The organism is Pseudomonas sp. P1.8 (assembly GCF_001269805.1).
GTDB lineage: Bacteria > Pseudomonadota > Gammaproteobacteria > Pseudomonadales > Pseudomonadaceae > Aquipseudomonas.
Genome location: NZ_LHVM01000015.1, coordinates 41,528 through 53,192 on the forward strand (window position 1 = coordinate 41,528; position 11,665 = coordinate 53,192).

At 52.4% G+C, this 11,665-nt stretch carries 10 protein-coding genes; 3 read left to right on the forward strand and 7 right to left on the reverse strand.

Translation table 11 applies throughout. The features are described from left to right. Positions 1-146: 146 nt before the first annotated feature. The 3 genes from gabD to AD668_RS16140 form a co-directional block, all read right to left on the reverse strand. On the reverse strand, positions 147-1,595 hold the full coding sequence (gabD, locus tag AD668_RS16130; RefSeq protein WP_053160507.1) for an NADP-dependent succinate-semialdehyde dehydrogenase: 1,449 nt from the start codon (positions 1,593-1,595) through the stop codon (positions 147-149). 87 nt (positions 1,596-1,682) lie between these two features. Continuing rightward, positions 1,683-3,353, reverse strand: coding sequence for an NAD(P)/FAD-dependent oxidoreductase (locus AD668_RS16135; protein ID WP_053160509.1), 1,671 nt, complete (start codon positions 3,351-3,353; stop codon positions 1,683-1,685). Between the two features lie 182 nt (positions 3,354-3,535). After that, on the reverse strand, positions 3,536-4,336 hold the full coding sequence (locus tag AD668_RS16140; RefSeq protein ID WP_053160512.1) for an SDR family NAD(P)-dependent oxidoreductase: 801 nt from the start codon (positions 4,334-4,336) through the stop codon (positions 3,536-3,538). Between the two features lie 307 nt (positions 4,337-4,643). Between AD668_RS16140 and AD668_RS16145 the strand changes: the two genes are divergently transcribed. Both AD668_RS16145 and AD668_RS16150 read left to right on the forward strand, forming a co-directional pair. Continuing rightward, complete coding sequence (locus AD668_RS16145) at positions 4,644-6,506, forward strand: sigma-54-dependent Fis family transcriptional regulator (protein ID WP_053160513.1); 1,863 nt, start codon at positions 4,644-4,646, stop codon at positions 6,504-6,506. A gap of 214 nt (positions 6,507-6,720) precedes the next feature. After that, the gene (locus AD668_RS16150; protein WP_053160515.1) at positions 6,721-7,515 is read left to right on the forward strand and encodes an SDR family NAD(P)-dependent oxidoreductase; all 795 of its coding nucleotides are present in this window, start codon (positions 6,721-6,723) and stop codon (positions 7,513-7,515) included. Between the two features lie 564 nt (positions 7,516-8,079). Here AD668_RS16150 and AD668_RS16155 read toward each other — a convergent pair. The 3 genes from AD668_RS16155 to AD668_RS16165 form a co-directional block, all read right to left on the reverse strand. Continuing rightward, a complete protein-coding gene (locus tag AD668_RS16155; RefSeq protein ID WP_053160517.1) occupies positions 8,080-8,694 on the reverse strand; it encodes a nitroreductase family protein in 615 nt (204 codons plus the stop codon). Between the two features lie 28 nt (positions 8,695-8,722). After that, positions 8,723-9,076 (reverse strand): putative quinol monooxygenase, encoded by a 354-nt coding sequence (locus tag AD668_RS16160; protein ID WP_053160519.1) that lies wholly within the window; start codon positions 9,074-9,076, stop codon positions 8,723-8,725. 86 nt (positions 9,077-9,162) lie between these two features. Beyond that, on the reverse strand, positions 9,163-9,360 hold the full coding sequence (locus AD668_RS16165) for a 4-oxalocrotonate tautomerase family protein (protein WP_053160521.1): 198 nt from the start codon (positions 9,358-9,360) through the stop codon (positions 9,163-9,165). 214 nt (positions 9,361-9,574) lie between these two features. Here AD668_RS16165 and AD668_RS16170 point away from each other — a divergent pair, with 214 nt between their 5' ends. Then, entirely contained in the window at positions 9,575-10,477 is a 903-nt protein-coding gene (locus tag AD668_RS16170; protein ID WP_053160523.1) for a LysR family transcriptional regulator, read from the forward strand. 108 nt (positions 10,478-10,585) lie between these two features. Here the strand turns inward: AD668_RS16170 and AD668_RS16175 are convergent, their stop codons facing one another. Continuing rightward, positions 10,586-11,512: a helix-turn-helix transcriptional regulator gene (locus tag AD668_RS16175; protein ID WP_053160525.1), complete on the reverse strand. Its 927-nt coding sequence runs from the start codon at positions 11,510-11,512 to the stop codon at positions 10,586-10,588. Between the last annotated feature and the right edge of the window lie 153 nt (positions 11,513-11,665).

Consider the following 11,665-nt stretch of genomic DNA (forward strand, 5'->3'; position numbering starts at 1 on the left):
TCACGACACAGCACTCTCTGCCCGAACAGCTGCAACGCCGGCGCGCAGTTGCTTTAGGAGAGGTCATTTGATTCAGGTATTTGAAGCAGATGCTTCATCTGGTCGTATAGCCAGATGAGGCATGTGCGCTGTAGCGGTTCGGACGTCTAAATGCCCGCCAGGCAGAGATACTTGATCTCCAGATAGTCCTCGATACCGTATTTTGAGCCCTCGCGGCCGATACCGGATGCTTTGATACCTCCAAAGGGAGCTGCTTCGGAGCTGATGATTCCGGTGTTGACGCCAACTATTCCGTACTCCAAGTCCTCACCCACACGGAAGGCGCGACTTAGACTCGATGAATAGAAGTAGGCTGCGAGGCCGAATTCCGTATCATTTGCTCGACGGATGACATCAGCGTCTTCGAAGAAGCGGAACACTGGCGCCAGAGGGCCGAAAGTTTCCTCTTTCGAAACTCGTGCGCTGTCCGGGACATCTACCAGAACAGTAGGTTTGAAGAAGTTTCCGCCCAGCTGATGCGAGCCTCCCCCTGTTACGACGCGAGCACCTTTTTCTAGCGCATCGTCGATGTGCTCCTGCACCTTCGCGACTGCGTTGCCGTCGATCATCGGGCCAAGTACAACGCCGTCGCCGAAACCGTCGCCGATTTTCAAGTCATTCACTGCGGCAGCGAGTTTTCCAACGAAAGCCTCGTAAACCGAGTCATGGACATACAGTCGGTTGGTGCAAACGCACGTTTGGCCCGCGTTGCGGAACTTGGAAGCGATAGCCCCCTGTACCGCGGCATCCAGGTCGGCATCTTCAAACACGATAAAAGGGGCATTGCCTCCGAGTTCAAGTGACACCTTCTTAATGTCGTACGCACACTTGGCCATAAGCTCACGACCAATTTCCGTCGAGCCGGTGAACGAAATCTTGCGTACAGCAGAATTACTTGTCAGTTCTTCCGCGATCTCAGCGGCAGCCCCGGTAACTACGGACAAGACACCACGAGGTATGCCTGCGCGCTCAGCGAGTGCCACCAGTGCAAGCGCCGAGAAGGGGGTTTGAGAGGCCGGCTTGATTACCATTGTGCAGCCAGCGGCAAGTGCTGGGCCAGCTTTGCGGGTGATCATCGCGGACGGGAAGTTCCACGGAGTGATTGCTGCGCAAACGCCAATCGGTTGCTTAAGAACCATCAGTCGGCGATCGGTCTGCCCCGGAATGATGTCGCCGTAGATACGCTTGGCTTCTTCCGCATACCACTCGATATACGAAGCACCGAAAACAATCTCGCCTTGAGCTTCAGTCAGAGGTTTTCCTTGTTCAAGCGTCATTATCCGAGCTAAATCGAGCTGGTTTTCGATGATCAGTTCATACCACCGACGCAGCTTTGCAGAGCGCTCCTTCGCCGAAAGTTCACGCCATGCAGGCAGCGCGCGTTCAGCCGCCTCGACAGCGCGACGCGTTTCAACGCGGCCCATTTTAGGAACCTGTCCGATGATGGCGCTGGTGGATGGGTTAACGACGGTGATGCTGTTGCCACTGTCCGCATGACACCATTCACCATCGATGTAAGCGTGCTCCCGAAACAGTTCCGGATTTTTGAGTTCCACTACTTAATCTCCAATTTTCTACAGGCACAAAAACCTATCGGATCAGCGTACTGACCATGCAGGCCAGTACCTGATTACCTTTGATGGTCAGTGACGGCCTTGCTGTGCGTATTGGTTAGATGCTTTAACGGGTTTGAATTTGAAGCCGCGATAGTCTTCACGCTTCACGGAGTCTAGGATTTCCCTGAAGGCCCCGAGCCCACCCATGTAGAAATAAACGGAGTTGGGTTTACCCGGAATGTTCGCTCCGAAAATCCAGGAGTCGGTCTTGGCGAACAACGTCTGGTTGGCGATCTCGCTGCAGATCTCGCTCCATTCCTGTTCCTTGCCCTCGACTGGCTCTACGCACTCCAGCTCGTTTTCTTCCATGAATCCGATCAGATCTGAAACCCACTCCACTTCCGTTTCGATGGTTGGAGGAAGATTGGTGAAAGGGCCATTTGGGCCGAGAATCATGAACATGTTCGGGAAGTTGGAAGTGGCCACCGCCAGATAACTAGATGGGCCGTCTTTCCAATGATCCTTAATGCTTTGGCCGTCACGGCCACGGATGTCGATACGCTTGTAGTTGCCGTCGACGGCATCGAAGCCCGTGGCAAAAATCAGCACATCTAGCTCATGCTCAACACCATCAGCGGTACGAATGCCTTTGCTGGTAATCTCATCAATGGGATTGGCTTTGACATCCACCAGCGAGACGTTTTCACGATTGAAGGTTGCATAGTAACCGCTGTCACACAGGGGACGCTTTGCATAGAGCTCGCGTGGCTGGAGCTTGCGCGCTGTTTCGGGATCCTTGACGATCTCCGCGATTTTGGAGCGAACGAAGTCTTGAGCTGCAATGTTGGCTTGTTCGTCGACAGCAATATCGCCGAATGTCTCAAACATGAAGCGGAACCCGCCACCGATGTCCCAAGCGCTCTGGAAGATTTTCTCACGCTCTTCGGCAGAAACGCTCATGGTTGGCAAGGCGCTTTCTTCAAAGCCCATGGCCAAGCGCGAATCTCTGACCTGCTTCCAGATAGCATCGTAATTACGTTTGACGCCATCGATCGCCTCACGGCTCAGCGGGCCATTTCCAACAGGCACGGTGTACTGTGCCGATCGCTGAAAAACAGTGAGGTGCCCGACTGTGGGCGCGATTGCGGTAATCACTTGGCAGCCTGTGGAGCCCGTGCCGATAACCCCTACACGCTTGCCTTCAAGAGCGGCATCTTCTGGCCAGTTTGCGGTGTGATACTTCTTTCCTTGGAACTGGTCGAGGCCTTTAATTTTAGGGATGTTAGTGGCCGAAAGCAGGCCAAGCGCAGTTACGAGGTACTTGGCGCTGTAGTGATGGCCGTCGTCGGTACTTACCAGCCAACGGCTGGTTTCCTCATCAAATTCTGCCGAGGAAATAGCAGTCTCGAGCTGGATGTCTTTGCCCAAATCATGTCGGTCGACGACATGGTTCATGTACGAGAGAATCTGCGGCTGGGTAAGGTAGCGAGTGGTGATATTCCACTCCTGGCACAGTTCGCGATCCCATGAGAAACAGTAGACAAATGACTCGCTATCCGAGAGCGCACCTGGGTAACGATTCCAATACCATGTCCCCCCCACGCCGGCGGCCTTATCGAAAGCTCGCACTTTTAGACCCAATTCATCACGCAGCTTTTTCAGCATATATATCCCGCCGAAACCTGCACCGATGATGATCGCATCGTAGTGGATGGTATCGCTTCCAAGGGAGCGTTTTGCGAGAACGGAAGTTGTCATTATTGTCTCCTGATAGGTTGCCTCGATTCCTGGTGCTCTAAACGAGCTGGCAGGAAATTCAGGCAAGCAGATGCCCTTTATCTCGATTGAAGGACGAGAAAAATGCGTTTTACGAAAGAGGTGTTTGGGTGCTTTAGCAGATGATGGTTGCAACCATCATCTGCACTCTGCGTGGGGTTGCTCTACAGAGAGAAACCGCCATCTACAGCGATGGCCTGCCCGGTTACGTGAGGCGCACACGCGAGGTAAACCGCCAGCTGCCCCATGTCTTCAACTGTCTGAGCTTCTCCCTGCGGAAGCAGGGTTGACTGGTGACGTTCCCAAGATTGCTCTTCGGTCTCACCAGGATTGCTCCACCGCGCGGACAAACCCTGTTCACCCCGCCACATGCCTGTGCCGACCACGCCGGGGCACAGGGCATTGACCGTGATACCGTTGCGAGCAACCTCTTTGGCGAACGCATTGGTGAAGCCGATGACGGCGAACTTTGAGGCGCTGTAGTGGGCGAGATCAGGGAACCCGACTTTGCCAGCGATTGAGGCAATGTTAATGATGCGGCCGGCCTGTTGCTCAAGCATCAGGCGCACCTCCGCCTGGCAGCATAGGAAAACACCGCGGGCGTTGATATTCATGATGCGATCCCAGTCGCGTACGGCCAACTCCGCGACGCTGCCGATACTGACAACCCCAGCATTGTTAACCGCCACATCCAGACGTCCCAGTTGCGCCTTAACCTGAGACATCATCTCAGTCACGCTTTCAGGATTGGCCACATCGACCTGCAACGAGATAGCACGGCGCCCAAGCGCTTGAATTTTGGCCGCGGCTTCTTCTGCAATGCCGATGTCATAGTCAGCTACCGCAACATCAGCACCAGCGTTAGCCAAGCTCAATGCAATGCCTTGGCCGATGCCACGACCGGCCCCAGTCACCAAAGCGATTTTACCGGCCAGAGAAAAATCGAGAGAAGTCGTATGGCTCATGTGTTGCCTCTTCTTGTTGTTTGAGATGCGTTCACCTTGTGTGGGACGCTGAGATGAAGAGAGCAAGGCGGATGCCAAGTTTTTGGTTAATGCTTAACATATTGTTTTGTATAGTTTTTTAGTGGCGCACTGGCTCTTTCATAACTTCCGTATGGAGACATAATGTTCATAGGAGTCTGAGAGGCTCTGCGAAACTTGAGATGTTATGTCTCAGCACTATGGCCAGAATGGATAAGGCTTGTCGCAGCACCAGTATCAGCTTTTAATGAGACCACACAAAAATTATAATTTACCCGCGGAGGCCTTCATGCCCTCTAGCTACTCAAAGGCTCATGTCGACCATGTGAGTCGAGTTTTGCGTACTGCCGATCGGGCGCCCAGCTTGCCCGTACCCTTCGTCATCGTTGACTCATGGCGACGATCGATGCAGAACTATCATCTGGATCCTGGATCATTGCAGGGGCCACGCATCCTTGAGTCATTCCAGTTAACTCAGCAGCGCCAACAAGTGGACGAGTTTTTGCTGATTGCGGGCGATGAAATGTCGAGGCTCCATGGCCGTGTCAGCGATGCCGACTATTGCGTAATGTTGACCGACACACAGGGATGCACCATCGACATGCGTGTGGAGTCCAGCATTCGAGGGGAATATCGGCGCTCGGGCATGGATCTTGGTACATGTTGGTCGGAAAGTGAGGAGGGCACCACCGGAGTGTGCTCTGTACTGATAAATCAGGAACCAGTGACTGTTCACAAGAATGAGCACTTTCGAGCAGCATTCATTGGCATCACCTGCTCGGCGGCACCCATTTTTTCACCCACCGGCGAGCTGATAGCAGTGATTGATGTTTCAGCGATGGGCACACCGGATGACCGCCGCAGCCAGCATCTGATCCGTCAGATGGTGATCCAAAGTGCCAAAGAAATTGAAAACGCATTTTTCATGTACAGCACTCAGGATCTTTGGGTTCTGAGAGCGCATGCTCTTGTCGGGTATGTAGACAGCCAGCCCGAGTTTCTTTTTGCCTGGGACAGTGATGGTGTGCTTCGAGCACTCAACCCAGCGGCTAAACGACTCCTTGTTCGACGACATGGAAAGCTTCCCCAAACTATATCGGAAGCCTTTCCATCGGTACGGCTCCCCTCATCGACCGACGATAGCTTGCACCACATCCCTTTCCTCGACCTATATGTGCGATTGAAAGCACCTCGCCGTCCAATGACTGTGAGTGTGCCAAACCGCCAGGATATCGATCAGCGCTTAGCCCATGCGCTGAGCCGAGCTGTTCGGGTTAAGGATCGAGGACTTCCAGTACTCATCCAAGGTGAAACTGGAGTCGGGAAGGACTATTTTGCCCGCCAATTACACGATGCAGGTGTTCGAAGAGACAAACCCTTTGTGGCCATCAATTGCGCCGCTATACCTGAGGGCTTGATAGAAAGTGAACTCTTCGGATACAGCGCGGGAGCGTTCACTGGAGCGTCTAGCAAGGGAGTACGTGGTCTGCTGCAGCAGGCTGACGGTGGGACAGTGTTCCTTGATGAAATTGGCGACATGCCACTTTCACTGCAGACTCGATTACTAAGAGTCCTGAGCGAAGGCGAGATTGCGCCGCTAGGCTCGGCGCGCAGGGAGTCTGTAGACATTCAAATCGTCTGCGCAAGCCATCGTGACCTTTCAAAATTGGTGGCTGCCGGTACGTTTCGCGAAGACCTTTACTTTCGTTTGAATGGAGCGCGGTTCGACCTTCCTCCATTGCGCGAAAGGAGCGATAAGCTGTCCATTATTACCAAATTACTGGATGAAGAGTCGGAGCATGCAGGGGTTAATTACAGTCTTAGCGATGCAGCGCTAGAAATGCTGCTCAACTACGATTGGCCCGGAAACGTACGCCAGCTCCATCATGTTTTGAAGTATGCCTGTGCTATCGCCGATGAGACGCTCATAGGGGCAGCTGATCTACCTGAATTACCAGGAGTAGCCATCCCTTCTCTTGCTCAGGAGACCTCTAGTGGTGACCCTGAGCGACAGATTTTATTCGACGCTTTGGTACGCAATCGATGGAAGCCTTTGTTGGCGGCTCAGGAGCTGGGAATCTCTCGTGCGACCCTGTACCGACGAGTGAACCATTACGGTATCAAAATGCCTGGAAAGGGATCGTATGTATGACCCACGCTTGCAGCCGTCGATCAAACTGCGCCTCTAGTTGAACCGCTCGGCTTTCGACTGGGTCGAGCTTTCGAAACGACCTGTTGTAAGTCATGCGCCAAACCAGGCATTTATCCGAAACTGTCAGTTGATTAGAGTTCATGTTTGTCCTTGCTTATGCTAAGGGCGCCTACAAGAAGTGGTGATGAATACCCTTCTTTCGATGGAGAAATGAATGAACATTCAGCTGGATACAAAGCGAGCTCTTGTGACTGCGTCTACTGGTGGAATCGGCTTTGCCACCGCGAAAGGACTGGCGCAGGCGGGTGCTCATGTTGTCATCAATGGTCGCAGCGAAGAATCGGTGAAGGCGGCCCTTTTGCGGTTATTAACTGAAGTGCCTGAAGCGATGGTCAGTGGCGTAGCAGCAGACCTAAGCACAAAAGGGGGAGTTGAGACTGTTCTGAGCGAAGTGAAGTCCGTGGACATCTTGGTCAATAACGCAGGTATCTACGGCCCTCAAGATTTTTTCGACACCAGCGATGACGTTTGGGATGACTATTGGCAAACCAACGTTATGTCAGGCGTACGGCTGAGCCGCGCTCTGCTTCCTTCCATGGTTGAAAAAGGCTGGGGGCGCGTAGTATTTATCGCGTCTGAGTCGGCACGAAACATACCTGCCGACATGATTCATTACGGCGTTTCCAAAACGGCACAACTGGCATTGGCGCGCGGTCTGGCCAAGCGAGTAGCGGGCAGTGGCGTGACGGTAAACAGTGTATTGCCCGGGCCAACGCTGTCCGATGGCGTTGCGCAGATGATGCAGGAAGAGGTGGCGCGCACGGGCAAAGCATTGGAGTCAGTCGTCAAGGATTTCGTGATGGAGCATCGACCCAGCTCGATTATCCAGCGTGCAGCCACCGTCGATGAGGTGGCCAATATGATCGTCTACGTATGTTCGCCTCAAGCCTCTGCAACAACAGGCGCGGCGCTCCGGGTCGACGGTGGTGTAGTGGATGATATTGTCTAACCGACCCGACAATCTTTCTTGAATGATCGATGCATTCGAATCCAAAACGGTAGAGGCGGTCTGGCTTAGCGGCGACCGCTTCTAGCTATCAGTCTTCGGCGATTTGCGAGCGACGTAGATATTCAAACCGATGCAGCACCGCCAGCCGACAGCAATATCAACCTAGACATACCATCAGTGAAGATCGCAGCATCGGAGCTGGCTAGCATCGTGCCGAAAACTGTCACGCCTATGAAGTCGCCAAGCTGTCTGAAAGATGCCAGCAGACCCTAGGCAATCCCCGCATCATGCTTTGATACCGAATAAAGCACGTAATTGGTATGGAAGGTACTCCCAGACTCGGTGCTGAACTCCGCCAGGGCATGTATCAGAGCGGCAAGGCGTATCGCACTGCTGATTTGCCAAGGTACATCGCGAGGAGAGGCGGGCGCGAACCGCATGATCAATCTGATGCAATGATCCCGACTGGCACGCCAATGAACTGCAATAGGCCACGACAACCTGCAACTAAGCTGCCGTGACGGCTAGTGAACAAATCCGTAGGCTTGACCAGTGTGTTTGCACTCAAACAAGCTCGAGAACGTCATGGACGGCTTTGCGTGGTTTTTGAGGCCAGTTAGCTGTCCCTGGATAGCCTACGGTGACAAGCATTACTGGTACTTCACTCGCAGCCAGATTGAATGCTTCAGATACGGCTGCAGCGTCAAAACCTATCATGGGCGTTGAGGCCAAACCTTGACCTTTTGCCGCCAGCATCAATGTCATAGCGGCCAAAGAGCCGGAACGGATAGCTTCGTCTCGCTGCAATTGAGGATTGTCCTTGTACATCCCGTTCGCTGCACCAACCCACATGTCGTAAATCGCCTCATCAATAATCCCTTTGTCCAGTGTTGGCTTCAACGAAGACGGCAGCGACTCATGCGGGTTCAGTGTCCCGCAGACAATGAACGTCACTGCGGCATCCATCACTTTCTGCTGGCTATAAGCAAGCGGCAACAGCCGTGCTTTGGCTTCGGAGCTACGCACTGCGATGAAACGCCAGTTCTGAAGATTGAATGCCGAAGGTGCGTGAGTCGCGAGGTCGGTCAGATTTGAAATCTCCTGGTCGCTCAATGTGCGCTCGGAGTCGTAGTTGTTAGCAGAAATACGCGATTTGATGATTTCAATAATAGTGGACATGTTTATCTCTAAGTACGTAGCGATGCAGTTAACGACTGAAGCCGTCGAAAGGTGTCATATAAACTGCGCCAAACGGGTCGAGTCGCTTGCGAATTTCTGCATCTGGTGTGCCGTATACGACCAGGCCGGTAACTTGACAAAGCTGGAGAAAGCGCTCTCCGAACGGTGCAAACGTTAAATCGACATGGCTTACAACAGCGTCTGCGTTATAGCGCTCAAGAATGTGGACGGTGTTGGCGTCCTCATTGACGCTGTACTCATAAACTAGAGTGCCTGGTTCTTCTCTAGTCGCTGCGACGATTTTCGAGATCAGTGCTTTGAATTCCTGAAATTCTTCAGGTTTAACGGCCAGGGTGAAGAGACAGGATATGAACTGGTGCATAGATGCGTAATCCATCGAGGGCATTGTTGAGCCCATTGAGAGGGTGCATCGCTAGCAACGCCGATGCACTCGTTTTGGTGTCACATTTAGGCTTTTTCTGGAGCTTCACCGAACAATTTGCCAGCACCTGCCCAATCCGAGGGCGCGACATCGTCAAAAATGACGTAGATGTATTCGGCGGGTGTGCCGGTGTTTTTGACGATGCTCTCAGTGATCTCTGCCGCAACAGTGGCCTTTTGAGCGTGCTCTTTACCTTCGAACCAGCTAACGCGTACAACGGGCATGATGTAATCCTCTGAATGAATGATTTTCGGCGTAGGAGTACCTTGGCGCGTGACTGTCTTCATCGGCGGCCGGAGGCACCTAATGAGGAGGGGGACGGCTTCGTACCCCCGCAAGCTCCAACCGATATGCGAATGCTAATGTAGATTCATGTGGTGATAAACGAACTAAAACTATAATCTGGGTAGACATTATATCTACTTGAGATTTTCGAGAATGATTCCCGCCGACTCTTTGCAAGGCGTCATCACATTTGTAGTGGCGGCCCGTTCAAGCACTTTTACCGAAGCGGCTGATCGACTCGGTGTTTCCAAATCAGCGGTAGGAAAATCTATTGCTCGCCTAGAGGAGCGATTGGGGGCTCAGCTTTTCCATCGGACGACGCGCCGGATTTCGTTGACGGCTGACGGAGACGCTTATTACGAGGCCTGCTCCTCAGCTCTTGACGATATTGGAACAGCAGAAAGCGGGTTAGGCCCTGGCAGTCGAGAACCGTCGGGCCGCTTGAGGGTGGATATGCCAGTGGCATTCGGTCGTCGAGTTGTCGCCCCATTACTATTTGAAATCGCCAATAAATATCCCGCTTTGCAGCTCAACATCACGTTTTCCGATAACCTGGTAGATCCAATAGAAGAGGGCATTGACTTGTTGGTGCGCTTTGGAGAGCTTAAAGACACCAGTGGGTTAGTTGCGCGCCGATTGGCACGGCAAAACTGGGCCATCTGTGCAGCGCCAGCCTATCTCGCTCGATTCGGCACGCCAGAAACGCTGGACGAATTGAAAGACCATCACTGTATCGTTGGTTACAGGCGGGGGCAGCCGTTGTCCTGGCGAGTTAAACGGGGCGCTAAAAGCGTGCGTTATGCGCCGCCCACAAGCCATCAGATAGGAGACGGCGAGGCAATGATTCTGGCTGCAGTTGCGGGTGTAGGCTTATGCCAGATGCCACGCTGTCTCTTCAGGGAGGATATTGAGGCCGGGCGGCTGGTCGAGGTGCTGGAATCATATGAGCCCGAGCAAGTCGAGGTGCATGCCGTTTGGCCGAAGGTTTCTCATTTACGGCCTAAAATTAGGTATGTCGTAGATGAGCTGGTAAAACTCTGTGAACACTGGCAGTAGTGTGTGAAGCTTGCAGAGCGTGCTCATCCTAGAGGCAAGGGCCGGTCGGCCCTATTTCTTGTGTATGGAGCGAGAAGAAGGGTCATGGAGGGCTCTTTTCCCCATCTTTTACTGCACGGTCGAATAACTAAACAGCTTTGATGTGTTTTTTTCCCGATACTGCTTTGGCGTCATAGCTAACTTTTCTTGAAACAACCTTGTCATGTGACTTTGATCCGAAAATCCGCAGTCCATTGCGACAGCTTTCAATGGGACATCGCGCAATGTCGAAAGGAGCTGTTCAGCTTTTTTTAGACGGCGCGCTTGGACATACTGGTGTGGCGAAACTCCAAACGCCGAGCCAAATACACGAACAAAATATGAAGGGCTAAGATCGACGATCATCGCCATGTCTTTGACTGAAATAGGGCAGGAGAGGTGTGTATCAATATAATCCTGAAGCTGGCTTTGCTTCAACCTTGATAAGCGAGACACCTGATCACTGTCTTTGATATCGCATCGCACATACTGCCGAATCAAATGGATGCATATCTGGATTTCGAGTGTCTGTGTAAAGATGCTACTGCCTGGCTCTTCACTCAGGCACTCCATCTCGTAAGCAGCCAAGAGTTTGGAGAGTTTCGCGTCATTGACAATGGGGAAATGATCTACAAAAACGCCCTCAATATCCTTCTGAAAAACTTCGTTAGCAACTTTCCCCATCATTTCCTGCGATATATATATGTGACTGACCTCGATGTCGTTCATCCAGTACCATCTTGAAGATTCACCACGCGTCAAGATGGTTACATCGTCGCTTCCGACCGACCACTTCTGCCATTTCTCGCCATCATGAAAACCAAGGTTGGATGTCCCTGTTTTCCATCTCACCAACTCGTAATCCCGCATGCAAGGGATGCTGACTTCAGTTTTGTCAAAGCGATACCCTCGGAGCGACATGCCACCACTGGGCGCCGTGTCTACGGTTCCGCTTATCGTGACTTTTCCAGGAATTACGTCCAGCATATTTTCTGGCGTTAAAAGGTTGGCGCTCATCACAACTCCCTTCTTTGTATTTGTAGTGGAGTTTTTTGCAGCAATTGAAAGCATCTGGTGCTAACGATATTTCGTTATCACGCCACATGAAATTATCACATTCTTAATGCTCACACGCAAAACCGGCTCGCCATCGATCGGAGGAAATCCTAC

Excerpts from the sequence above, each read along its gene's own strand:
- AD668_RS16145 (WP_053160513.1), top strand. The coding sequence starts at position 4,644 with ATGCCCTCTAGCTACTCAAAGGCTCATGTCGACCATGTGAGTCGAGTT.
- AD668_RS16175 (WP_053160525.1), bottom strand. The coding sequence starts at position 11,512 with ATGAGCGCCAACCTTTTAACGCCAGAAAATATGCTGGACGTAATTCCT.
- AD668_RS16150 (WP_053160515.1), top strand. The coding sequence starts at position 6,721 with ATGAACATTCAGCTGGATACAAAGCGAGCTCTTGTGACTGCGTCTACT.
- AD668_RS16160 (WP_053160519.1), bottom strand. The coding sequence starts at position 9,076 with ATGCACCAGTTCATATCCTGTCTCTTCACCCTGGCCGTTAAACCTGAA.
- AD668_RS16140 (WP_053160512.1), bottom strand. The coding sequence starts at position 4,336 with ATGAGCCATACGACTTCTCTCGATTTTTCTCTGGCCGGTAAAATCGCT.
- AD668_RS16155 (WP_053160517.1), bottom strand. The coding sequence starts at position 8,694 with ATGTCCACTATTATTGAAATCATCAAATCGCGTATTTCTGCTAACAAC.
- AD668_RS16135 (WP_053160509.1), bottom strand. The coding sequence starts at position 3,353 with ATGACAACTTCCGTTCTCGCAAAACGCTCCCTTGGAAGCGATACCATC.
- AD668_RS16170 (WP_053160523.1), top strand. The coding sequence starts at position 9,575 with ATGATTCCCGCCGACTCTTTGCAAGGCGTCATCACATTTGTAGTGGCG.
- AD668_RS16165 (WP_053160521.1), bottom strand. The coding sequence starts at position 9,360 with ATGCCCGTTGTACGCGTTAGCTGGTTCGAAGGTAAAGAGCACGCTCAA.